This is a genomic window from Salinadaptatus halalkaliphilus (genome assembly GCF_006543045.1).
GTDB lineage: Archaea > Halobacteriota > Halobacteria > Halobacteriales > Natrialbaceae > Salinadaptatus > Salinadaptatus halalkaliphilus.
Genome location: NZ_RBZW01000021.1, coordinates 182,359 through 204,205 on the forward strand (window position 1 = coordinate 182,359; position 21,847 = coordinate 204,205).

Annotated in this window: 24 protein-coding genes; 14 read left to right on the forward strand and 10 right to left on the reverse strand. The window is 61.7% G+C overall.

The window, feature by feature from the left end; translation table 11 throughout:
* The first annotated feature begins 188 nt into the window (after positions 1-188).
* Positions 189-1,103, forward strand: coding sequence for a TIGR03571 family LLM class oxidoreductase (locus D8Y22_RS08240; RefSeq protein ID WP_141464235.1), 915 nt, complete (start codon positions 189-191; stop codon positions 1,101-1,103).
* 167 nt (positions 1,104-1,270) lie between these two features.
* On the opposite strand, the gene solA is transcribed toward D8Y22_RS08240, so the two are convergent.
* The 4 genes from solA to D8Y22_RS08260 all read right to left on the reverse strand — a co-directional run bounded on the left by solA (position 1,271) and on the right by D8Y22_RS08260 (position 4,713).
* On the reverse strand, positions 1,271-2,398 hold the full coding sequence (gene solA / locus D8Y22_RS08245) for an N-methyl-L-tryptophan oxidase (RefSeq protein ID WP_141464236.1): 1,128 nt from the start codon (positions 2,396-2,398) through the stop codon (positions 1,271-1,273).
* Between the two features lie 221 nt (positions 2,399-2,619).
* The gene (locus tag D8Y22_RS08250) at positions 2,620-3,084 is read right to left on the reverse strand and encodes a Tfx family DNA-binding protein (RefSeq protein WP_141464237.1); all 465 of its coding nucleotides are present in this window, start codon (positions 3,082-3,084) and stop codon (positions 2,620-2,622) included.
* 213 nt (positions 3,085-3,297) lie between these two features.
* Positions 3,298-4,182 (reverse strand): TIGR01548 family HAD-type hydrolase, encoded by an 885-nt coding sequence (locus D8Y22_RS08255; protein WP_141464238.1) that lies wholly within the window; start codon positions 4,180-4,182, stop codon positions 3,298-3,300.
* Between the two features lie 96 nt (positions 4,183-4,278).
* Positions 4,279-4,713 carry a UPF0146 family protein gene (locus tag D8Y22_RS08260; protein WP_174811805.1) on the reverse strand — a complete coding sequence of 145 codons (435 nt, stop codon included), beginning with the start codon at positions 4,711-4,713 and terminating at the stop codon, positions 4,279-4,281.
* 39 nt (positions 4,714-4,752) lie between these two features.
* Between D8Y22_RS08260 and D8Y22_RS08265 the strand changes: the two genes are divergently transcribed.
* From D8Y22_RS08265 to D8Y22_RS08275, 3 genes are all read left to right on the forward strand, one after another.
* A complete protein-coding gene (locus tag D8Y22_RS08265; protein ID WP_141464239.1) occupies positions 4,753-5,274 on the forward strand; it encodes an archaemetzincin family Zn-dependent metalloprotease in 522 nt (173 codons plus the stop codon).
* Between the two features lie 81 nt (positions 5,275-5,355).
* Positions 5,356-6,012, forward strand: a complete 657-nt coding sequence (locus D8Y22_RS08270; protein ID WP_141464240.1) for a class I SAM-dependent methyltransferase — start codon at positions 5,356-5,358, stop codon at positions 6,010-6,012.
* A gap of 128 nt (positions 6,013-6,140) precedes the next feature.
* Positions 6,141-7,013: a hypothetical protein gene (locus D8Y22_RS08275; protein ID WP_141464241.1), complete on the forward strand. Its 873-nt coding sequence runs from the start codon at positions 6,141-6,143 to the stop codon at positions 7,011-7,013.
* Here D8Y22_RS08275 and D8Y22_RS08280 read toward each other — a convergent pair.
* From D8Y22_RS08280 to D8Y22_RS08295, 4 genes are read right to left on the reverse strand one after another with little or no spacing between them, the layout of a single operon-like run.
* Positions 7,001-8,815 carry a ribosome biogenesis/translation initiation ATPase RLI gene (locus D8Y22_RS08280; protein ID WP_141464242.1) on the reverse strand — a complete coding sequence of 605 codons (1,815 nt, stop codon included), beginning with the start codon at positions 8,813-8,815 and terminating at the stop codon, positions 7,001-7,003. The two genes, D8Y22_RS08275 and D8Y22_RS08280, sit on opposite strands and share 13 nt — an antisense overlap.
* A gap of 3 nt (positions 8,816-8,818) precedes the next feature.
* Entirely contained in the window at positions 8,819-9,142 is a 324-nt protein-coding gene (locus D8Y22_RS08285) for an EMC6-like membrane protein (RefSeq protein ID WP_141464243.1), read from the reverse strand.
* Positions 9,143-9,196: 54 nt separating this feature from the next.
* Positions 9,197-10,384 (reverse strand): hypothetical protein, encoded by a 1,188-nt coding sequence (locus tag D8Y22_RS08290; RefSeq protein WP_141464244.1) that lies wholly within the window; start codon positions 10,382-10,384, stop codon positions 9,197-9,199.
* The gene (locus tag D8Y22_RS08295) at positions 10,381-10,917 is read right to left on the reverse strand and encodes a DUF7344 domain-containing protein (RefSeq protein WP_141464245.1); all 537 of its coding nucleotides are present in this window, start codon (positions 10,915-10,917) and stop codon (positions 10,381-10,383) included. Before D8Y22_RS08295 ends, D8Y22_RS08290 begins: the two co-directional genes overlap by 4 nt.
* Before the next feature lie 418 nt (positions 10,918-11,335).
* Here D8Y22_RS08295 and D8Y22_RS08300 point away from each other — a divergent pair, with 418 nt between their 5' ends.
* From D8Y22_RS08300 to D8Y22_RS08335, 8 genes are all read left to right on the forward strand, one after another.
* Entirely contained in the window at positions 11,336-11,857 is a 522-nt protein-coding gene (locus D8Y22_RS08300; protein WP_141464246.1) for a hypothetical protein, read from the forward strand.
* A gap of 128 nt (positions 11,858-11,985) precedes the next feature.
* Positions 11,986-12,795, forward strand: coding sequence for a hypothetical protein (locus tag D8Y22_RS08305; RefSeq protein WP_141464247.1), 810 nt, complete (start codon positions 11,986-11,988; stop codon positions 12,793-12,795).
* Between the two features lie 211 nt (positions 12,796-13,006).
* Positions 13,007-13,579 carry a hypothetical protein gene (locus tag D8Y22_RS08310; RefSeq protein ID WP_141464248.1) on the forward strand — a complete coding sequence of 191 codons (573 nt, stop codon included), beginning with the start codon at positions 13,007-13,009 and terminating at the stop codon, positions 13,577-13,579.
* Positions 13,580-13,655: 76 nt separating this feature from the next.
* Entirely contained in the window at positions 13,656-14,627 is a 972-nt protein-coding gene (locus D8Y22_RS08315) for a CARDB domain-containing protein (RefSeq protein WP_141464249.1), read from the forward strand.
* 105 nt (positions 14,628-14,732) lie between these two features.
* Positions 14,733-15,905, forward strand: a complete 1,173-nt coding sequence (locus D8Y22_RS08320; protein ID WP_141464250.1) for a signal peptidase I — start codon at positions 14,733-14,735, stop codon at positions 15,903-15,905.
* A gap of 216 nt (positions 15,906-16,121) precedes the next feature.
* Positions 16,122-17,303 (forward strand): DUF5305 domain-containing protein, encoded by a 1,182-nt coding sequence (locus tag D8Y22_RS08325; protein WP_141464251.1) that lies wholly within the window; start codon positions 16,122-16,124, stop codon positions 17,301-17,303.
* A gap of 358 nt (positions 17,304-17,661) precedes the next feature.
* Entirely contained in the window at positions 17,662-17,955 is a 294-nt protein-coding gene (locus tag D8Y22_RS08330; RefSeq protein ID WP_141464252.1) for a MarR family transcriptional regulator, read from the forward strand.
* Positions 17,956-18,013: 58 nt separating this feature from the next.
* On the forward strand, positions 18,014-18,427 hold the full coding sequence (locus D8Y22_RS08335; protein WP_141464253.1) for a hypothetical protein: 414 nt from the start codon (positions 18,014-18,016) through the stop codon (positions 18,425-18,427).
* A gap of 10 nt (positions 18,428-18,437) precedes the next feature.
* On the opposite strand, the gene D8Y22_RS08340 is transcribed toward D8Y22_RS08335, so the two are convergent.
* Positions 18,438-19,349 carry an NAD+ synthase gene (locus D8Y22_RS08340; RefSeq protein WP_141464254.1) on the reverse strand — a complete coding sequence of 304 codons (912 nt, stop codon included), beginning with the start codon at positions 19,347-19,349 and terminating at the stop codon, positions 18,438-18,440.
* Positions 19,350-19,509: 160 nt separating this feature from the next.
* On the opposite strand from D8Y22_RS08340, the gene D8Y22_RS08345 reads away from it, so the two are divergent.
* Together D8Y22_RS08345 and D8Y22_RS08350 are read left to right on the forward strand one after the other, a co-directional pair.
* Positions 19,510-20,148: a hypothetical protein gene (locus tag D8Y22_RS08345; protein ID WP_141464255.1), complete on the forward strand. Its 639-nt coding sequence runs from the start codon at positions 19,510-19,512 to the stop codon at positions 20,146-20,148.
* On the forward strand, positions 20,148-20,807 hold the full coding sequence (locus D8Y22_RS08350) for a metal-dependent hydrolase (RefSeq protein WP_141464256.1): 660 nt from the start codon (positions 20,148-20,150) through the stop codon (positions 20,805-20,807). The genes D8Y22_RS08345 and D8Y22_RS08350 overlap by 1 nt, the downstream gene beginning before the upstream one ends.
* Before the next feature lie 102 nt (positions 20,808-20,909).
* Here the strand turns inward: D8Y22_RS08350 and D8Y22_RS08355 are convergent, their stop codons facing one another.
* Entirely contained in the window at positions 20,910-21,749 is an 840-nt protein-coding gene (locus D8Y22_RS08355) for a DUF7344 domain-containing protein (RefSeq protein WP_141464257.1), read from the reverse strand.
* Between the last annotated feature and the right edge of the window lie 98 nt (positions 21,750-21,847).

A 21,847-nucleotide genomic window follows, 5' to 3' on the forward strand; every position in this document is an offset into this window, starting at 1 on the left:
CCCCTGTGTCATACGGTTTACTGTACGTCATTTCCGGCGTACCCGCGACCCGGGCGGCGGGTGCACCGGTACATCAGTACAATAATCCGTCTCAGTGCCTTCGTCGGGAATACCAGTTTTGCGGTCCCGTCGTCCACTGGATGAACGAACAGCGTCATGTGAGCGGAGCCGATAGCTCGAACAACCGCATGTCCCACGAAAACGCCGGCTACCGTCGACTCTTCGAACCGGATGGGATGACTTTCGGCGCGAGTTTTCCGCTGACAGGAACCAATCGATCCACACCCGATGTGAGCGACGAACTCCACCTCGCAAAACACGCCGAGGCGGTCGGCTTCGACGCCCTCTGGGCGCGAGACGTGCCGACGTTCTGGCCGAAATTCGGCGACGCGGGACAGACGTTCGACACCTGGCCGTGGCTCTCCCAGGTCGCCGCCCATACCGACGAGATTGCACTCGGCACCTCGAGCGTCGTCCTCCCCCTTCGCCACCCGATTCACGTCGCGAAGTCGGCGGCGACGGTCGACCGCCTGTCGGACGGTCGGCTCGTGCTGGGCGTCGCGTCGGGGGATCGCGACCCAGAGTATCCCGCCTTCGATATCGACCGGGACGAACGCGGCGCGGCGTTTCGCGACCGATTCGAGGCTCTGAGAACGCTCTGGACCGAGGAGTTTCCCGAACTCGAGGGCGAGTGGGGAACGCTCGAGGGCGACCTCGACGTGGTTCCGAAACCGACGACCGATACCGTCCCACTGTTGCCGACCGGCAACTCGCGTCAGTCCCGCGAGTGGATCGCCGACCACGGCGACGGCTGGCTCTTCTATCACCTCCCCGAGCGCACGCTCGAGGACTACCTCGCGGACTGGCGCGAACGGGCGGGCGAAAAACCGTTCGTCATCGCGGTTCGGGTCGCGTTCGCCGACGATCCGACGGCCAATCCCGAGGCGCTTCATCTGGGCTTCGAGGCCGGCGTCGAGTGGTTCCGAACCTACTTCCGACGACTCGAGGAGTTGGGGCTCGATCACGTCATCGTCGGGTTGGTGGGTGACGATCCGGAACGGGCGCTGTCGGTGTTCGGTGAGGAGATCATCGGCGGGTCGTAATCGACGCCACACGGACTGATACGGATTGCTGTAACGATTTACCGGCGAAACCGCAGACGGGTCGCGGTTTCGGCGGTAACGACGTACAGTAAACCGTATGAGATGTCGATTCACGCACCTCTGCGTACGTCTTGTGGTTGGGCCGGTACGGAGATCCACGCCCCGTCTCAGAAGCGATCGATAGCGAAGCGGTCGATATCGTGAGCTGTCTCCCCCTCGAGGGTTAGCTCCGCCAGAATCTCGCCGATGACGGGTGCGAACTTGAAGCCGTGGCCGGAGAAGCCGGCGCCGACGACGACCTCGGGGTGATCCGGTAGCGTATCGAGGACGAAGTGATCGTCCGGTGTATTGGTAAAGAGACAGGTCTGGAGCCCCATCGTGGGTCCTGCGCCGCCCGGGAAGTACGTCTCGGCGAATTCCCGGAGCAGGCGCTCGTCGGCCTGGGTTGGGTCGCGCTCGAACGCGTTTGGGTCGACGGTTTGCTCGCGGTGGTGGTAGCGTCCGAACTTGAACCCGGGAACACCGTGGACGGGAAAGCCGTAGTACCGACCGTCGGGGACGCGAAGGTTCCAGACTGGGAAGTTTTCCGGGTCGAAGTGGTCAGGCTCGCTCGGCTGGAGCCAGGCGAGCACCTGGCGTTCCGGGACGGCGACGTCCTCGAGGGTGTCGACGAACTGGGCGGCCCACGCGCCGGCGGTGACGACGAGTTTGTCGGCCTCGTAGGCACCGTAGTCGGTCTCGACGCGGATCCCGTCGTCGATCGATCGCCAGTCGACGACCCGTTCGCGGGCTCGGATCGTCGCCCCCGCGCGGTGAGCGCGGTCGACGTGGGCGACGATGCTCTCCTCGGGGCGGACGAACCCGCCGTCGGGCTGGTAGATCGCCTCGTAGTCCTCGGGCAGCCGGTAGCCGGGGTATCGATCGGTGAGTTCCCCACTCGAGAGTCGCTCGTACTTGAGGTCGTACTCCTCACAAGAACGCTGGGAGCCCTCGACGAGGTCGCTGCCGGCGGGGCCGGCGTCGATCGAACCGGTTCGGTACAGCAGTTGCCGGTCGTGGTCGGCCTCGAGGTTCTGCCACAGCGTGTCGGCACGTTGCAACAGTGGCACGTAGGCAGGGTGTTCGTAGTAGGCAAGCCGGAAAATACGGGTGTGCCCGTGGGAAGAGCCGTAATCGTGGGGAACATCGTAGCGCTCGAGGCCGAGGACGTCGGCGCCGCGATCGGCGAGGTGGGCCGTCGTCGCAGCGCCCATCCCACCCACGCCGAGGACGATGACGTCGTATCGGTCGCTCATGCCGGCCTCTACGACCGGGCCGTCGAAAAGGTTGTGGAGAACGCGATACCCGGGTAGCAGACGGACTGCTGGATGGCGGTACCGGCGCGACCGCAGGACCGCTCGCGGTCACGCCGGCAAAACGGAACGGCAGACCGTATCATACGGTTTACTGTACGTCGTTACCGCCGAAACCGCGACCCGTCTGCGGTTTCGCCGGTAAATCGTTACAGCAATCCGTATCAATCCTCGTTCTGGTGTCGAACACGGACCATCCCGTCGGAAGTGACGCCGACGACGAGCGGCGTCGAAATCTGGCGCCCAGAGACGGCCGAGCCGGCGGCGTCGCTGACGACTTTCATCAGATCCGGCGCGGTGTAATCGACCTTGACGCCCTGTTCGTCACAGGCTTCGTAGACGAGTTGTGGTACGTCGTAGAGGTCGGTACCGGCCGGGACGCGAACCCGGACCGGTGCCCGGAGCGCTTCGGCGAACGCGATCGTTTCGCGGGCCTTTTGGACGTTTTCGCGGCCGCTGGCCTCGATCGAAGAGACGTTCGCCCGCGAGGTCCCCAGCTCGTCGGCGATCTCTGCCTGTGAGACATCTCGCTCGCGCAGTGCGAGCACCTGTGCTTGCCGGTAGGTCAACACGCTCGTCGACGGATCGAAGCCGATCTCGCCGAGGAGGTCGTCGACCTCGTCGATCACCGGCATCCACCTCGATGGCGACTCACTCGCGATCGCAGGATCATACGTCACGATAGTCACCGGTAGACCCAAAGCTTCCCCGGTCCGTTCTCGGCGTCGTCACAGCGGATCGGTCGGTGTCGCTCATACTATCGGACAGAACTATTCGAAGACCGATCGCGAATTCCCGACAGCGTTCACACTGACGTCTGTCTGGAGGTATCTGACGTCTGTTCAGTGGTATCTCTCCTCGAGCCACGCCGGGATGGCGTTGATCGACTCGAGGACGGCGGTCGCGTCTTCGGCCTCGTACTTCCGACGGCCCGCCTCACCGGTGAGGCCGCCGGTGAGGACGCCGACACCGTGGTATTCGCGACCGGGGTCGGCCTCGCTGGCGTTTGTCGCCGTCCGCACGTCATCGAGCGTATCGCCGACGAAGACGACGGTCTCGGCGTCGAACCGATCGGCCAGCGTCGTCAACGCTTTCGGGTGGGGTTTGCCCTCCTCCCAGTCGTCCATCGTAAAGCGGTGTATGGGCGGGATTTCGTCCTCGAGACCGACCCGCTCGAGGGCGATTTCGGCCTCGGCTGCCGGTCGACCCGTGACGACGCCGACATCGTAGCCCGCGAGCAGGGCGTCGCGAGTCTCGGTCTCGAGCAACACCGGCTCGTCGTGGATGAACCCGCGGGTCTCGAGGTCGGGCTCGTCGCCCTCGAGGCCGCGGTAGAGTTCGGCGCCGAGATACAGTTGTTGAAAGACATCGCGCAGTCGGTCGCGATCCCAGCGGTCGGTGACGCGCTGGGTCGCTCGAGCGCCGATGTTCTCGCGAACGACGGTTTCGGCCGCCTCGAGACCGCCGCCGTTGGCCGCGATGCCGTCGGTGAAGCCGTCGATCGACTCGTCGTAGCCTTCGCCCGCGGCGAGGACGTACAGCGCCGCCGCGTTGGTCAGTTCCCAATCGTTGTTGAACCCGCCCGCGTCTTTGAACTGCTGGATGTCGTCTTTGCGAATCGTCCGATCGTAGACGCGCTCGATCGACTCGACGATCGCACGGCGGTAGGAGTCGGCGACGTCGACGAGCACGCCGTCAATATCGAGGACGACGGCATCTACGTTCATAGCCGGACGAACGGCCTGGCGGGAATAAAGACAGTCGATTTCGTCCCCCCGGCTCGAGGGCCACGTGGTTGGAAGTGACTCGAGAGACACGTCTCGTCACTCGGGAACGTCGTCGGTAGTATTACTCTTTCCGTCGATCTCTCGTGCCACGTACAGCGTCCCCGACCGAATCGTCTGGCGCTCGACTGGAACCGCCGGCTGGTCGCCACCCAGCGTCGTAAACAGGAAGTCGGCGTCGGCCGCGCGGGCGACCTCGAGCGCGGATCGATGGAGTTCGGGCGGAAGGTTTCGCGCGTAGATCGCGTCGGCGTCGGCGTAGACAGTCGGATCGGGGTCGACGATGTCGTCACGAACGAATCGAACGGTTTCGGGAACCTCGCGGCGGTGAACGTCGGTCGCGGTGACGGCTACACCGTCGGCGGCGAGGCGTCGAGCGAGGCCAGTTCGGTGGCCGATACCGACCTCGACGACGCGGTCGTACCTCCGAAGGGAGTCGAGCAGTTCGTCTCGATGCTGGCGAGAGTCGCACACGGCGAGACGTTTATGACACCCGCGGTCATAGCCGTTGTCATGCTCGTCGATATCGTGCCGGTCGGCAGCGTCTCTGCGGAAGTCAAGCGGGCGGCCTCCTCGGCGCTGCGGACGGTCTACGACTGCGATGTCTCGGTCAACGACTCGCAGTCGATGCCAAACGGCGCATACGACTCCGATCGCAACCAGTACTCCGCCGAGCCGTTCATCCAACTGGCCGAACGGGTCGGTCGTGGCGACAAAAACATCGCGATCACGCCACACGACCTCTTCTACCGTCGTCGAAACTACGTCTTCGGACTGGCCTATCTCGACGGTAGCGGAAGCGTCGTTTCGACGTATCGACTCCAGACCTCGAGCGATGGCGGCTTCTCGAATCAGAGCGCGAGCGAAATTTTCGAAGACCGCGTTCGCAAGGAGATCGTCCACGAGATCGGCCACACCTACGGCCTCGAACACTGCGACAACAACCGTTGTGTAATGAATTTCTCGCCGACCGTCCGCGAGGTCGACATCAAAGAAGAGACGCTCTGTGGCTCCTGCCAGCGACTGATTAGCTGAAGAGTGCTGGTCGACGGTCCGCCGTGGTACTCTTCGCGCGGAGGCAAGCCTTTTTATTTAATTGGCACGGAGTTTGGGTCAATGGCACACACTCCCTTCGAAAGCCGAGTCGCGGAGTACGACGAGTGGTTCGACGCCCACCAGGGAGCCTATCGTGCCGAACGGACGGCCCTCGAGCACGCCGTCCCCGAACGCTTCGACCGGGATCGAGCGCTCGAAATCGGCGTCGGCACCGGTCGCTTCGGGACCCACCTCGGCATCGCACGTGGCCTCGATCCTGCCCGCATGCCGCTCAAGCGCGCTCGCGAGCGCGGTATCGATCCGATTCGGGGCGTCGCCGAAGCGCTGCCGATCGCCGACGATGCCCTCGAGGTCGTCCTCGTCGTCACCGTCCTCGAGTTCGTCGACGATCTCGAGGCGACAGTCGCCGAATGCCGGCGCGTCCTCGATCGCGACGGAACGCTGGTCGTCGCCGTCCTCGATCGCTCGAGTCCCGTCGGCCAGCTGTATCAGGACCACAAAGACGAGGACCCGTTCTACGCCGAAGCCGAGTTTGTAACCGGCGAATACGCCTGCGAGATCCTCGAGGAAGCCGGCTTGACGATCGAGCGACGACTCCAGACGATCTTCGACGCACCCGAAGACCTCGAGAACGATTCGATGAAGACGACGGAGGTTCGCGAAGGTCACGGCGAGGGATTGTTCGCCGTCATTCGGGCGACACCGAACGGCCGGTGAGACGGATCAGTCGATCGGTATCGGTGCAACCGCGGGAATCGCGACTGCACCGGAACGTCGTTCCAATAGCTCTGTGACGGGAACGACTTACCAGCCTCGAGCCCGTAGCCTCGCGGTGACACCAGCCCGTGACCGACGAGCGCACACCCTCGAGCGAGAACGAACGCACGCCCGGCGACGGCGATGTCGAAATCGAGATCACACGCGGGAAGATCGGTGACGACGGCGTCGGCGATAGCGAACGCCACGGCACGAACGAGACGCGCGATAGCAACGAACACGCCGACGAGAGCGACACACGCGACGGACACGAACGCCGCGGTCCCGACGCGCAGGACGGCGACACCGATCTCGCGGACGAGCTCGGCCGAATCGACATCATGACGACACCGGCGGGCTACGTCGAGGGTCGAATTACCGACCTCAGCACCGTCGACGCGACGACGGTCGAACTCACGGTTACCCTTCCCCACGGCGAGACAACTGCGTTCACGCTCGAGAAACCGATTCCGTGGTCGAGGGAGTTTCTCCTCGCGCGGCTGGTCGAGGATGTCGGTTACGACGCCGCCTCGATCGACTACGCCGTCGGCGAACCCGTCTCCCTCGAGCGGACGGACCTCGAGACGGACGACGACGAGAACTGGTGGGCCGAGTCGGTGCAGGTTGCAACCGACGCTCTGGTATCGTCGCTCTCGGGCGGTCGCTACTCCCTCGAGCGAACGGACGAACCCGAGTGGCGGCTGGTCGATCCCCTGGAGCGACCGGATCCGACGGGCGACACCGACGACGAGACGGTCGGTGATCTCGCCGGTGCCGGACTGGTACTGATCGGTACCGTACTTGCCGTGACCGGTGGCGTCGTCGGGGCGACGGGCGGACTCGTCGTGTCGGGACCGATCGTCGCCTACGCGTCCATCGGCCTGATTGTGGTACTGGCCGGCCTGATCGTACTCTTCAGAGACGAACTACGGGAGCCAAGCGACGACAATCAGGGCGCGTAATAGTACTCGCCGTCGGCTTTCTGCTGTTTGTCCAGTTGCGAGTCGGGCTTGTTGATCCGCGGGCGTGAGGTGCGTTCGTCCCGGCGGAACGTGACCTCGAGGTTCGCGAGAAAGTCGTTCATGCCGTCGCGCATCGGCTGTGGAGTGCCGGCGCGACCGTGGGATGCGGGTTCGCCGTCGAAGACCATCAGCCGGTCGGCCAGCAGGTCGATCGAGTAGATGTCGTGATCGATGACCATCACGGTCGCGTCCTGTTGTTCGGCGTAGCGCCGGATGGCGCTCGTGGCCTGGACTCGCTGTTCGACGTCGAGGTGCGCCGATGGTTCGTCGAGCAGGTAGAGGTCTGCCGAATCCGACAGGCAGGCCGCGATCGCGACCCGCTGGCGCTCACCGCCGGAGAGATCCGAGAGGTTCTGTTCCATGATCCGCTCGAGTTGCAGCGGCTGGGCGATTTCGGTGTTCCAGTAGGATGACCCGAACTGGTCCGTAATCGACGAGAGGAACGCATCGACTCGCATGTGCTGATCGATGGTCACGTACTGCGGTTTGTAGGAGATGTCCAGATCTAGATCAGCCGCTCCCGAATCAGACTCGAGATTGCCGGTCAGCAGCTTTGCGAACGTCGATTTCCCGATCCCGTTCGGGCCAACGATGCCGAGCACTTCGTTCTCGCGAATTCGGCCGCTCTCGACCTCGAGCGTGAACTCGCCGTCGCCGTAGCTCTTCGTGAGGGCGGGGTACTCGACGAGCGTGTCACCGTGTGTTTCGGTTCGCGGAGCGTGTTCCTCGAACTCGATCGGGTTCGGTCGAATCCGCATGTTCTCGTTGTCGAGATAGCCCGAGAGATACTCGTTGATACCGTTTCGGACCGACTTCGGCGGCGTGATGACACCGTAGGCACCGGGCTCACCGTAGGCGACGTGGAGCGTGTCCGCGAGCAGGTCGAGAATCGCGAGGTCGTGTTCGACGACCAGGACCGATTTGTCTTCCTTCTCGGCGAGTTCGCGGATCAGCCGTGCCGACGTGACGCGCTGGCTCATATCGAGGTAGGGCGTCACCTCGTCTAAGAAGTAGAAGTCGGTATCACGAGCCAGCGTTGCGGCGATGGCCACCCGCTGGAGTTCCCCACCCGAGAGGTCGTCGATCGATTGGTCCATCACGGGGCCGATCTCGAGGCGGTCGACGATCGAATCGAGTTCGCCGCGTTCGTCCGTCCGCTCGAGAAGCTGGCGGGTGTTGCCGTCGAAGCTGTTTGGGATCTGGTCGACGTACTGTGGTTTCCGGGCGACGGTCACCTCGCCGTCGCGCACGTCGGCGATGTAGTCCTGGAGTTCGGTGCCGCGATAGGCTTCCAGCACCTCGTCCCAGCCGGGTGACTCCTCGTGGCGCCCGAGATTTGGCTCGAGTTCGCCGGCGAGGATGCGAACGGCGGTGGTCTTTCCGATCCCGTTCGGTCCCAGAATGCCGGTTACTTGCCCTTCCTGGGGAGCGGGGAGACCGTACAGCGAGAAGGCGTTCTCGCCGTAGCGGTGGGCCGGATCGTCTTGCAGTTCCTGTGGCAGGTTGATGATCTCGATCGCGTCGAAGGGACATTTCTCGACGCAGATACCACAGGTTTCGCCGAGACAGATCTCTTCGGAGATGCGGACCTGTTCGGGTTGACCCTCCATCGTGTCCTCGCCCCGGAGGGTGATACACTCCTTGCCGGTCCGGTTTGGCGGACAGTAGTTTTTACACTCGTAGCTACAGCGGTCGGGTTGGCACCGATCGAGGTCGACGACGGCGATACTATCGTCTGCCATGGTTTATGCCTGAAACTCCGCGGTCAGAAAGATGCCCCACGTCACGAACCAGAACGAGAACGTCATGAACACGATAAACAGGTAGTGTTTGACGCCGAACTCGTCGTCGCCGTAGATCCCCGTGAAATCGTAGAGGATGAACTGGGCGAGGATCGCCCCAACGACGAGCATGAGCGCCTGTGTGTCCCCCGCAGCCTCCGCTGGGCCGAGGTCTCCCGTCAGCGCCACGGAGGCAAACGCAGCGCCGACGCCGAGCAACGCCGACAGCGCCGTCACGCTGATCGAGCGAACGTGCTCGCGTCGGTCGCTAATCGATTCGGTCGACATGCGTGTGTATCGGCGGCCGGCCTTCAAAAGCCGTTCGGGTCAGCGCTGTCGGTCTCAACAGTCATCCACTTCCTCGCCGATGTCTATCTCACCGTGGATCGTGACATCACAGCCGCGATATAGCGTTCCGTCCGCAGAGACATCGTCGGTCACCGTTACCCCCTCACGAAGGAAGCTATCGCCATCGGCCTCGAGTTCGTCGTTGACTTGCGAGTGGGCGCCGATGGTGATATCACCACCTGCTTCGAGTTCGTCCGTCAGCTGTGAGTGGTCACCGATCGTGATGTCACCGTCGGCCTCGAGTTCGTCGTTGACCTGCGCATCGTTGCCCAGAGTAACGTCGCCACCTGCTTCGAGTTCGTTCGTCGTGTGCGGATTCGATCCGAACGAGATGTCTCCCGCCGCCGAGATCTCGTCGTTTGGTCTGAATTCGTCACCGGCGACGACGTTCCCGCCGGCCTCGAGTTCGTCGTTCGTTCGAACGTCGTTCCCGATCACGATGTCACCACCTGCCGTAATCTCGTCGTTGGCGTTGGCGTGATCTTCGAGCAACACGTTCCCGGGGACGTCGATCTCGTCGTCGGACGACGATCCACTCTCGACGACGGCATCGAACTCACCGCTCGTCTCGTCGTCATCTGAGCCGTCGTCATCGTCCGATTCATCGCCATCCCCGGGGCCGTCGGCACCGTCCTCGAGACAGGTCGCGGCGAGTTCGCGCTCGAGGTCGACGGTTACTGCTCCCTCGCTCGTTTCGATATCGATAGCAAGTGTCGTCTCCCCGCTCTGTTGATCGCCGGACGGGACGAGCCACCCACCGACGTTCTCGGCATCACACTGAAGCGTCCCGCTAACGACGATTTCGTCACCGCTACCGTCGGTTTCCAGATCCGCAAGTTGTGGATACCCCCCAGTTGTATCAGAAACGCCGATCGCATTTTCATCGAGGTCGAGCGCGCCATCGTCAGTCTGATCCGTTATCGTCACGAGTTGCTCGTTCTCGTATTCGAAGTAGCCGTCGGTGCACCATCCCCACCACGTGTACTCCGTACACTCGAATTCCTCACCCTCGAGGACGACTTCGTCCGGGGTATCGATCCCAAGCAACGCGTTTGCGTCGTCGGCAACGGTGACGTCGACGGACCGATCGGCATCCAGGGCGCTAAACGCACCCGTCGAAACGAGGATGGCGGCGACGCCGACGAGGACGAACACGAAACCGATCGTTTTGACGGCTTTCATCGTGGCCGCTCCGTTCCACCGAGTTTGAGTCGTCGGTTCTGCCAGACGTGGACGACCGCCGAGACGCCAAAGAGCGCGACGACGAGCGTCGCCCACCCCAGTTCCGGGATCGTTTCGGTGGGGATCCACTCGAGCCAGAGCCCGCCCATTACGACCAGTCCAACGGCAGCCAGCCCGAGATAGTACGTGCCCCACGGGACCGAATCGCCGGGAACGATATCGAGGTAGACGTCTAGATCGGCCGCTTCCTCGGTCAGTTCGATCGTCCGATCGTCGAACGCGATCATGTTCGCGCGCTCGAGGGTCGGCAGGTGGTTCTGCTGTAGGGAGGTGTAGACGCGCTTGCGTTCGGCGGAGGTCAGTTCCTCGACGTCCTTGTCGAGTTCCCAGGCGGCGACGTGTTCGGCGAGGTCCCCGAGGGTGACGGGTTCGTCCTCGCGTTTGCAGTAGTGAATCGCGTATCGCCGTCGCTGATTACTCAATAAGTCGAAGATTTCTCCGCGATCCGGTCGCCCCTCGTCAGCCGTCGCCATTGCTCCCCAGGTTGACTGATTCTACTCACCAGTGACAGATAAGTTTTCTTGTAGTGTTGGTTGGTATCAACATCCTCGCTGCACTATTTCTACACACCTTGGCACGAATCGCCATGCCTGCTAGCCGACTCGCTTCGCTCTCGATTGCTCCGGTCTGGTTTCACGTCACCGAACCAACATACTGACTATGTTTGTAGTAGGATTGTTAACGACGGTACTATACTGGTGTGTCAACGAGGAACAGCGGCCATGCGTGCCACCGTCACCACTAGACGGTCGTGTCATATGGTATCATGGAATCCCTCAAATCCGCCGATTTCGGCCGTTCAGGGTGGGCTTGAAGCCGGTACGGACTGTCCTGTAGCAGTTCTCTCCGATCAATACAAAGGGGGTGGGGAACATATCGTGAAATATGAGAATGAATCGACGCAACGTGTTGGTCGGACTGGGAACGATCGTCGCCGGCGGTGGCGCCGCACTCGGGACGGGTGCGTTTAGCACTGTGACGGCTGAACGAACCGTCAGTGTCGAAACGGCGGGCGATAGCGACGCTTTCCTCGCGCTCACGGCAGCAGAGGGCGCTGAGGACTATGTCGATACCGATGGCGACACCATCGAAATCGACATCGGTGGGGACGGTGACGGCATCAACCAGGACGCACTGACTCGCTTCGAGGAACTCGTCGAGATCACGAACAACGGGACCAACTCAGTCGACATCTCAGCTTCGATTGTGGAGAGCAGTGACGAAGCGGACGTGCTAACACTGATCGAAGAGTTCGGCGAAGATAACTCGCTCGGTGGTACAGAATCCACGACCTTCGGCCTCGCGATCGAACTCCGCGAGGCGGAGGTCGGGAGTGGTACGTCATATGACGAAGGCGACCTCACCGACGACTTCGACCCTACGATTGAGATTACCGCCGAGTCAACCGAGTAAGCCTCCCCGTCGCATCACGTTCGGTTTTGGGATCGCCATTTCTCGTCACTGTCGCTTTGTGGTGTCTGCCTGTGGTAATAACTCACTCGATCAATATAGTTATAGGTACTCGAGACCTACAGTATAGTATGAACAGACGGGCGTTTCTGGGGCTCGGGGCTGCGTTCATCGGCGCTGGTGCACTCCACCAGACCGGTGCCTTTAGCTCCGTCAGCGCTGGTCGCGGGGTTGCAGTCTCCGCTGCGACCGATCCGAACGCCCTGCTCGGCGTCGACCGCAGCGAGTACCCGCCGACAGTAACGAACAACACCGACAGTTTCTCGATGACCGTCTCCCTCGAGAGCCACAATCTCGCGTTCGACGTGACGGGCGACGGCAGCTACGAGGAACCCGCGACGTTCCAGTTCGGGCCAGGCGACTCTCGGACCGTCGAACTCGAGGGTGACGACGACACCGTCACGATTACTGCCGAACTCGAGAACGGTGCAGGGACGATCGAACTCGAGCGGTTCTTCGAGGTGCCACAGGCTGCGGCCATCGAACAGGTCGTTGGCAGTGTGAGAGAGGCCTTCGGAAGCGGCCGATACGAGTTTTCACTCACGAACACCAGTGGAAACGACATTACGCTCGATGGATTCGGTATCGCGTGGACGAACAATCCCGATGCGATGCAGGTACCACGCCCGAACGGCAACGACAGCATTCTCACCGCAAACGGCAGCCAGCGAATCGACCAGGTGCTGTACGTCGGTGGGGAGATAACCGACGTTATCGATGGGCAGGAGGTACAACTCGGCGGCGGCGAGGCCATGGACTTCGAAATCCAGCGGTTCAGTGACGGAAACCCTGGTGGCGGGATCGGTGTCGAAGATGTCGATTTAGCCGTCCGAGCAGCGGATGGCTCGAGTTCCGTCGTGGAACTGCGAGCAGACGGCTAAGTTCCTCGCGTATCCATCGAATCGACAAGCTCGTCGATTTTGGCCGTTCAGGACGGCCTTGAAAGGAGTATCGACGCCACTTCAGTACGGACGGTCGACCTTGAGGAATTTCTCGAAACCCAATACAAAGTGGGTCCCACGTCTGTCCTCGAGTAAGAGCCACGTGCTGGGTCCGGTCATGGGTTCGGGCGTGGCTGGAGAGATACATACAATGAATCGACGCAATGTGTTAGTTGGTTTGGGAACGATCGTCGCCGGCGGTGGCGCAGCACTGGGATCGGGCGCGTTCAGCACGGCCGAGGCCACTCGGGATCTGGACGTCAACGTCGTTACTGATGACGAAATCGCAGAGGAGTTCGTCGATATTCTCCTGACGGACGTCGACGGCACCGACAGTGTGGGGGTCGACAATGGGGGCGATTCCGACGCGACAAATATGTTTCCCGAACAAGAGGTCAACTACGACAACCACACAGCAACCGAGGCCGATGTCAGCCTCATGCAAAATGATGTCACGATTATATTCGGTCCCGACGGCAACGCACTCCCACCGAATTCGACTGTAAGCTACGACGAGCTCATTACCGTCGTCAACGACGAGGGGGACTCCCCACAGGACTTCGAGGTCAGTTTCTCGGTCGGTGGCGACGAGCCATCGAGTGTTATCCTCGATCCGAACGAGCCCGAGGTTGACTCTGGCGAGAGCGAAAGCGTAGACGTTACCGTCGAAACCGGCGATGAAGACAGCTCTGGAACCCTCACTATCGAAATCACAGCGTCATAAACTAAGCGTCGTGCTCGGTACATGACCGTGCTGTTGGCTGTGTGGCCAAACTGGAGCACTGTCAGAAATCCATCGGATGCCATCTACAAAGGTCCTCGCGACCACAATCGCGGTTTGCGTGCTTTGCGGTCTGGTAGTCCCGACAGCGGCACTGGCAGTCGGTGAAGACGCGGCGGCCAACGAGGTGACTCTCGAGCCGGTCGACGACCGGTATGCGACGATCGAAGACGACGAACTCAGGCTCGATCTTGGCGTCTACGACCACGCGGTGACGACCATTGTCAGCGTGTTCACGATCACGGTCGGCGAGGACGCATCGACGATCGAGGAAATCTGGATCGACCACGACGTCGACGGGATTCAGTTCGCTATTGGTGGGGAAGAGGTAACTGCGGATTCACCCATCGAGCCCTCGCCCGGCGAGACCATCACGGTTGGGCTAACAGTCGATACAGCGACGAACAACTACGACGAGAGCGAGACGTTCACGGTCCACGTCGCCTACGAGGACGACGAAGACGACGGTGACGAGGAGGCCGACGACGGCGACGACGCCGACAGCGGTGGTGGTGGTGGTGGTGACAGCGGCGGACAGACCGGGGACGAGCAGCCGTCGACCGAGAAAGACGAACCCGCGGCCGTGATCGACCAGATCGACCTCGAGGCCGCCCCCACGGATGTCGAGACCGGCGAGACGGTGACGGTGACCGCGACCTACGAGAACACCGGGAATATCACGGGCGAGCGGACCGTCGAGTTGACCGAAGACGGCGTCGCCGTCGCGAGCGAGACGATCGAACTCGGCCCCGAGGAGACGGAGACGGTCTCGTTCGAGTGGTACGCCGACGCCGCCGGCGAGTACGACCTCGCGGTCGACGACGAACTGGCCGACTCGATTACCGTGACGGATCCGGGGCCGATGGCACTCGAGGACCGCGACCTCTCGGGCCCGGCGACGGCAGCACTCGCGCCGCCGGCGGCGCTCAGCATCCTGGCGCTGGGGATTGCTGCCAGACGACGGTGGGATCAAATTGGGCGGGTCCGCTGACGGATCACGAGGATCTGATCGGAGCCGGTGTCTTAAGGTCGTTCGTCCCCGACGTTTCGTCGAGACGGATCGTTCGCTTGGCATGACAACTAGACGAACACGACGATGACGGCACGAACGTACCTCGAGCGGGGACTGGGGATAGCGGTGGTGATCGTCATCGTCCTGTTGTTGATCGGCCAGGTGCTCGGCCAGCCGATCTTGCTCGGCTACGTCGCGACCGGCAGTATGGAACCGACGATGAACGCCGGCGACGGCTTCGTCGCGATTCCCAGCGTCGTTGCCGGCGAGATCCAGGAGGGCGATGTCGTCGTCTACGACGCTCGAGAGTTACACGACGGCGGACTGACGACTCACCGAGTGGTCGGCGAGACCGAGGACGGATACGTCACTGCGGGCGACGCGAATCCCTTCACCGATCAGGACGGCGACGAACCTCCCGTTTCCGAGAGCCAGATCGTCGCGACCGCCTGGCAGGTAAACGGCGAGGTCGTGACGATCCCGCATCTCGGAACCGTCGTTATGGGGATGCACGGGCTGCTCGAGCAGGCGTCTCAGACCGTGACATCGGCACTCGGAATAGAGGGATCGTCCGGGTCGGACGGACTCGGCGCGTTTTTCGTCGCGATCGGCGTTGCGCTGTTGGGATTTGGACTCTTGCTCGAGCGGTTCGGTCCGTCAGAACGGATAACCGATCGATCCCGCCGCCGGAAAAACGTCGTTCGGTTCTGGGTCGCGATCGGCGTCGTATTGGTGGCCCTCGTTACGGTTGCGACTGCAGCGATGGTCATCCCGGCGGGAACGACGGAGTACGGCCTGGTGAGTTCCGACTCGCCGACTGACGATCCACAGATCGTCGCTCCCGGTGAGACGACGACGCTCACACGGACCGTCGACAACGCCGGCTTCGTTCCCGTGGTCGTCGTCCATGAGGCTCCTCACGAGCACGTCTCAGTCGATCCGGACCGACAGACGGTCGGCATTCGAAGCGAGGCGGAGACGACGGTATCGCTTACCGCACCCGAGGAAACGGGTGAGTACACGCGCCACGTCGAGGAACACCGCTATCTCGCCGTCGTTTCGCCATCGATACTCGGCACCCTTCACGATGTCCATCCGCTTGTCGCCATCGCCTTCGTCAATGTGGTCGTCGTTGCAGTCACCGTTGCCCTCGTGAGTCTCCTCTTCGGGACCGGCGACTTTCGGCTCCGGAACGGCGGCGATCACGTTCCCTTCTCGACACGGCTCGCCCGGACGGTTCGAAAATGGCTTCGATGAGTCCCACCCAAACCAGGTTGTGGGGTCGAGACAAAATCCACTCGGACAGGACGATCACTATATCGTTGCACCGTTGTGTAAAATTCGTCCCCAAGCCACTATTGTTATAGTGATCGACGCCATTGACTCAATTACGCGTCGTCTCATCGATGTGTTTGGGGGCACGCATCTCGAGGGACCCCTCGGGACGACAGTGAGACGATGGGGTGGATACGAATGCTCGATAATCCGCGGCTCGATCTCGTACTCGCGACGCACGGTCGACGCGTCGTCATCGTACTCCTGGTCCTCGGTGTCCTGGCGATCGGCGCGACCGGCTGGGCCGTCGCCAATCCGGAAACCGAGACGAGCCCACAGTTTGCCGAACATTCGGTGACGACGGACGTCCATACGAGTGCATCGGTCGTCGACGGCGGTAGTCTCTGGGAGGAGGGCGACCAGCTCTCGAACAGTCCTGTGTACGTACTCGGGGCGTCACCCGAACTCGAGGTCCAACCGGTGACGCAGCTGACGAACGAAACGGAACGGACGCCGATCGAAGATGGGACGGTCACACACGAATTGACGGTCCGTCTCGAGGCGACTCGCGACGGCGAGGCGTTCTGGAACGAGAGCAATCAGGAACTCGAGTCGACCGGACCGGTCGAAGACGGCGTTAGTGCGTCCTCGACGACGATCGATATCGAGTCGCTGGTCGAGCGCCAGCGCCAGCTCGAGGAGGAAATCGGGACGATCGGTGACGTGGCCATCCACCTGGACCTTGCCGTCACCTACGAAACCGAGACCCACGAGGGAGCACAGACGGCGACGACGACGATCGACGTTGACGACAACGCGTACTGGCTGGCCGAGCCGCTGAGCGTGTCCGATACGAACGCACACCGAACCGGTACCGAACGGACGACCCAGTCGCGACATCCGTTAGTCATCGGTGGGCTGTCACTGGTCGGGACGCTCTCGCTCGCCGGCGCGGTTGTGACGAAGCGTCGGCTTCCCGTCGACGAGGACGAGGCGCGCCAGCGCGTCCACGAGCAGCGCTACGCCGAGTGGATCTCGCTGGGATCGATCCCGATGTGGATCGGCGATCACCACCTGTCGCTCAATACGTTAGAAGACGTCGTCGACGTCGCGATCGACACCAACGAACGAGTCGTCTACGACGCCCAGCGTGGGCTGTTCGCGGTCGTCAACGGCAATATCGTCTACTACTACAGCGAACGCGGTACCTGGGAACAGACGACGTGGCCCGAGATGGGGTTCTCGAAAAACCAACAGGTCGTCGACACCGATCAGCCATCTCCAGCCGACCAACTCTCCGAATTCCAGGGTAGCGACGAGTTCGCAGCCCCCGACGAGGAAAATGCCTTCGACGACGAGGATGTCTGGGAACAACTGTGACGCTTACAGACGGAAACGATCGTTCCTGCAGCGACCGACGCCCTGGGCCGATCGCTGGGAATCAGCGATAACTGGCTGTGTCCTCCCTCGAGTGCAGGTGCTTGTTCTTGCGTTGTCCACGTAGCCACGCTCGAGTATCGATTCGCACTGTCGTGAAAAGTACATTTTGCACGCGGGAGGGTATTCGACAGTATATCGACCGGTGACTGCACAATCTGACTAACCAGTTAAATAGTCGCGATAGTGCCCTAGAGCACGTTCTGAACCATTTTTCTGTCTATATATCCTTACATTATAGCTATTCACGAGCGATTATATGGCTCAACTTTTATACTGCTGGGGGTTTTCGAATCGTAACATGGTAGACACCGACGGGGAGGAGATCGAAGACCTGCCACCGAGCGCGAAACTCGTTTTCAAAGTGCTCGAGTACGATGGTCCCTTGACACAAAAACAGATCGTCGAGGAGTCGATGTTATCGGCACGAACGGTTCGGTACGCACTCGAGCGACTCGAGGAGATCGGTATCGTCGACGAGGATATCTACTTTGCAGACGCACGGCAGAGTCTCTATCGGCTCAAAGAGCCGGTTGCAGCTGACGGCAACGGTGTCGAAGAGGCACCGAAGAAAGACGCCTGCTGTGCCGAGTAACGCGGCCGGGTCGACCGCGAGCGCCAGGATTATTTCGGCTGGGTGACCCACCAGAGACATGGACAAAGAGCTGCTGCCACGATGGGGATGGTTGCTTGTTGGCCTCTTCGTCGTCGCAACCGTTGCAAATATGCTCAACTACGCGGTACTGGGCCCAGCCGGGCTTCACGAGGAATATTTCGTTATTACCGTCATCACCGGAATGGCTCCGGTGTTGATCTATATCGGCGTCTGGTACGACGACGATCGCCAACACTACTGGGAGCACCGGAGCGAACGGATCTTCGGCGACGTCGTCTTCGTCCTCGTCGGAGCAGCGTTAGGGTCGTCGATCGCGCTCGTCATGCTCACCGATCTCGGCGCGACCGGTCTGATCGCGGATATCGCGGCGATGGTCGCCGGATTCGTGCTATCGTGGGGGTTGTTCTGGTGGCGGAATCCGGAACTCTATCGGGACGAAGCAGGCCGATAGCGGTCCGAGTCTACCGAACTTGGTCGTCTCGGTGCTGATACGTGTCTCGAGTCCCGATGGCTGGCGTCGGCGGAGACTGCCGTTTGTGCTCGGTCTCGGCGACGAGCCAGGCGATCGATCGAGCGGTCTCCCGGTTGATCTCGAGGGCGTCGGTCGCATCGGCGAGTGTCTGGTCGTCGTCGACGAGTCGTCGTAAGAGCGGATCGATAACGTCGTAGGGGGCACCGAGTTCGTCGACATCAGTCTGACCAGCCCAGAAGCCGGCTGTCGGTTCTCTGGCGACGATTCGCCGTGGGATGCCGATGCGTGTAGCCAGGGCCCGTACTTCCGTCTTGTACAGATCGCCGATCGGATAGATGTCAGCCGCGCCGTCACCGTACTTGGTGAAATAGCCGCACAACAGTTCCGACCGGTTCGCAGTGCCGAGCACGAGTCGTTTACGGCGGTTCGCGACGTAGTACGCACAGCACATCCGCAGCCGTGACACCGCGTTCCCGCGTTCGTGTCTTCGCTCGTCCGGTCGATCAGCCTCGTCTTGGCCGGGTTCGGGGTCTAAAACGACCGTCTCCTCGAACGAATCCAGCAACGGTTGCAACTGCAGTTCGTGGAACTCGATCCCGAGACCGTCCGCGATCGTTCGCGCGTCGCTGACGGCCGCACCATCGCTTTTGTGACAGGGTAATCCGAGACCGATCACGCTGTCGCTACCGAGCGCTTCGACGGCCAATGCGGCCGTGACGGTCGAGTCGAGTCCGCCGCTCATGGCGACGACGACACCATCAGCGCTCGCATCCTCGACGGCCGTTCGAATCGCCGTCAGGATCTCGGCTCGGACGCGCTCGAGGCGCGCTCGGTCCGTAATGAACGGCTCACGATCGTTGATGGACTCCGAATAGACGAATGACCTACTATCAGTACTCATCGAACAATACCACCAACTATCTCGATAACTATAAAACATTCGTCGCCCTATATCGGCATATTGGTTGACAAACCGTGTCATGGGGCGAGATTCAACAGCCAGGTCGGTCGTCGAACCGACCGTCGACATGTTTATTTCGAGGCGCGGTTATCTGCCCCGCATGGCACCGATGATCGTCAACGTCGCTCTCGGTGTCCTCGTCGGACTCGCGTTGCTCGGTGCGGCGTTCGACCGACGCTCGATCCTCCTCGTCGCGCTCGCGGCCGCCCTCCCGGACCTCGATGCGGCCGCAAGTCTCGTTGTCGTGGGCGCGACGAACGCGCTCTTGCATACGCTCTTGGTGCCTGCTCTCGCGTTCGGTCTCCTCTACTGGGATACCCGCCTTCGTGACCGCTCGTGGCTCGAGGACCGCTACGGCTGGTACGGCAGTCGCGTCGCCTGGGTCGCACTCGCGGCTTTCGTCGTCGCCGGTATCGGTCCCGAGCTGTTCAGCACCGACGGCGTGAACCTATTGTACCCGCTGCACGATCGGTTCTACACCGTCGTCGGTTCCTTTCTGCTCTCGAGCCAGGACGGCGTGATCCTCACGTTCGTCGACCGCGGCGAGCATCTCCTGTGGTTGGCGTCTCCGGGAACGACCGCCGATCACCACGTCGCGACGTGGGTAAATCCGACACCCGGAACCGGCCTCGAGACTGGTGTCGAACGCGAGTTTTACTTGGTCGAGACGGGCTGGCAACTGATCGTCGTCGTCGCAACCGTGGCCGCGCTGGCAGTGCGGCTCTGGGAGGAGCGATAATGCCGTCGACGGTCGTCCACGCTGGATTCGCCCTCCTGCTGGCCGCAGGCTTGCTCAAGGGCGCGTACGACCGGCGTACACTCGCCATCTTGCTCGTCGTCGTTACGCTCCCGGAGGCGGACACGCTCGTCGGCCCGTGGATGGACGGCGCCCACCGGGCGCTGTTGCACAACCTGACGATTCCCATTCTCGCCGGTATCGTCGTCTACTGGGACACCTGCTATCGCGAACGGTCGTGGCTCCGCGAGCGCTTCGGCGGCGGGGGCATCCGCGTCGCCTGGGTCGTCCTCTTCGTCCACGTTTTCGCCCACATCCTGCTCGATTACGCCCACCTCGAGGGGATCAACGTCTTTTATCCCGTCTACGACCGGTTTTTCAGACTCGAGGGCGAACTCCTGGTGTCGACGGCCGACGGCGTCATCCAGACGTTCGTCGAATTCGAGACCAATCCCGAAACTGGCGAGCAGACGGCCGATGTCGGCGCGGTGGGAACCACCGCAGACACCCACGTCGCGAACCCGGTCGAACTGTCCGAGGATCCCGAGCCAGACGACCCGATCTTGCTGCCGATTGCAGAACGCGGTTGGGAGCTGTACCTGGCACTCACCGGACTGTTCGTCCTGATCGCTCGCCGGTTGCAAAACCGTGATTCGGAGTGAGCACTGACGAACTGACTGGGGCGATAGCGCCCCCATCACGTGCGGGTCGCTCGAGGTTCGTCTTGCGACGTTCCCGCTCGAGTCGACGACTGACGGGTACAGCTATGGCTCGAAGGGCAGATCGTCCAGAAACCGCTCGCTCTGATAATCGAGATGGTCCAGTCGCGGTCCGAGCAGTTCGCGAACGAGCACTACCAGCGGATTCGTTCTCCCGTCACCGACCATCGCGACTTCCCGTTTGGTGCCGTCGGTGGATTCGTCCCAGAGACCGACGACGACCTGCTGGCGGTCTGCAACGATGAGTCGACTGATCGTCGGATAGCTCGTCCGTCGGTTCATCCAATCTAGTTGCGGCTCCCAGATCGTCGCCTCCTGTAACTGCTCGCTGAAAAACTCGCGCGTTTCGTCGCTTTTTGCCCCCGCGTAGAGATCGACACCACGATCGACCGCGCGCTGTGCGTGTGGCAAACAGTTCTCGTCCAACAACTCGTCACTCGTGTAGATCAGAAACAACTCGTCGGTCGCCGTGTCCGCGAGGTTGCGGCCGTACTCGTAGATATCGTCTCGACCCTCGAGTATCTCGACGGGCCCACCGGCGGACGTGGTCTCGTCGTTGACGGTCGATACAAACTCGTCGAGTACCTCGAGGTTCCCCCACTCGGTATCGGCCGATCGTCCGGCCACCGTCGACACCGTCGTCGACTCGCGATCGTACGCGAGCAGTCCCACGTCCTCGAGTTGGGGTAGATGCGTGTGATGCAGCGAGAGTCGGATACGCTCGAGTTGGGCGTCTGTCCCCCACGGCGTCTCTGCCCGGCCACGAAGCCGTTCGGCGAGTTCGGCTACCGACAGCGCTCGCGGTGTGCTATCGAGGACTTGAAGGATTGTTCGGTTGGTTCCATTCGAGAGTAACCGAACGATTCGTTCCTCCGGTGTAGCCATCGCTCAAGACTCTCAGCTATACCATCTTAATAGAAATGTAATGTTACAGTCACTGGATGACAGAGTGATATTCTATTTTGATGTGATACTAGTCACAC

What these genes read in the sequence shown, in the direction of transcription:
- D8Y22_RS08240 (WP_141464235.1), top strand. Translation starts at nt 189, where the DNA reads ATGTCCCACGAAAACGCCGGCTACCGTCGACTCTTCGAACCGGATGGG.
- solA (WP_141464236.1), bottom strand. Translation starts at nt 2,398, where the DNA reads ATGAGCGACCGATACGACGTCATCGTCCTCGGCGTGGGTGGGATGGGC.
- D8Y22_RS08255 (WP_141464238.1), bottom strand. Translation starts at nt 4,182, where the DNA reads ATGAACGTAGATGCCGTCGTCCTCGATATTGACGGCGTGCTCGTCGAC.
- D8Y22_RS08265 (WP_141464239.1), top strand. Translation starts at nt 4,753, where the DNA reads ATGCTCGTCGATATCGTGCCGGTCGGCAGCGTCTCTGCGGAAGTCAAG.
- D8Y22_RS08270 (WP_141464240.1), top strand. Translation starts at nt 5,356, where the DNA reads ATGGCACACACTCCCTTCGAAAGCCGAGTCGCGGAGTACGACGAGTGG.
- D8Y22_RS08280 (WP_141464242.1), bottom strand. Translation starts at nt 8,815, where the DNA reads ATGGCAGACGATAGTATCGCCGTCGTCGACCTCGATCGGTGCCAACCC.
- D8Y22_RS08285 (WP_141464243.1), bottom strand. Translation starts at nt 9,142, where the DNA reads ATGTCGACCGAATCGATTAGCGACCGACGCGAGCACGTTCGCTCGATC.
- D8Y22_RS08290 (WP_141464244.1), bottom strand. Translation starts at nt 10,384, where the DNA reads ATGAAAGCCGTCAAAACGATCGGTTTCGTGTTCGTCCTCGTCGGCGTC.
- D8Y22_RS08295 (WP_141464245.1), bottom strand. Translation starts at nt 10,917, where the DNA reads ATGGCGACGGCTGACGAGGGGCGACCGGATCGCGGAGAAATCTTCGAC.
- D8Y22_RS08300 (WP_141464246.1), top strand. Translation starts at nt 11,336, where the DNA reads ATGAATCGACGCAACGTGTTGGTCGGACTGGGAACGATCGTCGCCGGC.
- D8Y22_RS08305 (WP_141464247.1), top strand. Translation starts at nt 11,986, where the DNA reads ATGAACAGACGGGCGTTTCTGGGGCTCGGGGCTGCGTTCATCGGCGCT.
- D8Y22_RS08310 (WP_141464248.1), top strand. Translation starts at nt 13,007, where the DNA reads ATGAATCGACGCAATGTGTTAGTTGGTTTGGGAACGATCGTCGCCGGC.
- D8Y22_RS08315 (WP_141464249.1), top strand. Translation starts at nt 13,656, where the DNA reads ATGCCATCTACAAAGGTCCTCGCGACCACAATCGCGGTTTGCGTGCTT.
- D8Y22_RS08320 (WP_141464250.1), top strand. Translation starts at nt 14,733, where the DNA reads ATGACGGCACGAACGTACCTCGAGCGGGGACTGGGGATAGCGGTGGTG.
- D8Y22_RS08325 (WP_141464251.1), top strand. Translation starts at nt 16,122, where the DNA reads ATGCTCGATAATCCGCGGCTCGATCTCGTACTCGCGACGCACGGTCGA.
- D8Y22_RS08330 (WP_141464252.1), top strand. Translation starts at nt 17,662, where the DNA reads ATGGTAGACACCGACGGGGAGGAGATCGAAGACCTGCCACCGAGCGCG.
- D8Y22_RS08335 (WP_141464253.1), top strand. Translation starts at nt 18,014, where the DNA reads ATGGACAAAGAGCTGCTGCCACGATGGGGATGGTTGCTTGTTGGCCTC.
- D8Y22_RS08340 (WP_141464254.1), bottom strand. Translation starts at nt 19,349, where the DNA reads ATGAGTACTGATAGTAGGTCATTCGTCTATTCGGAGTCCATCAACGAT.
- D8Y22_RS08345 (WP_141464255.1), top strand. Translation starts at nt 19,510, where the DNA reads ATGGCACCGATGATCGTCAACGTCGCTCTCGGTGTCCTCGTCGGACTC.
- D8Y22_RS08350 (WP_141464256.1), top strand. Translation starts at nt 20,148, where the DNA reads ATGCCGTCGACGGTCGTCCACGCTGGATTCGCCCTCCTGCTGGCCGCA.
- D8Y22_RS08355 (WP_141464257.1), bottom strand. Translation starts at nt 21,749, where the DNA reads ATGGCTACACCGGAGGAACGAATCGTTCGGTTACTCTCGAATGGAACC.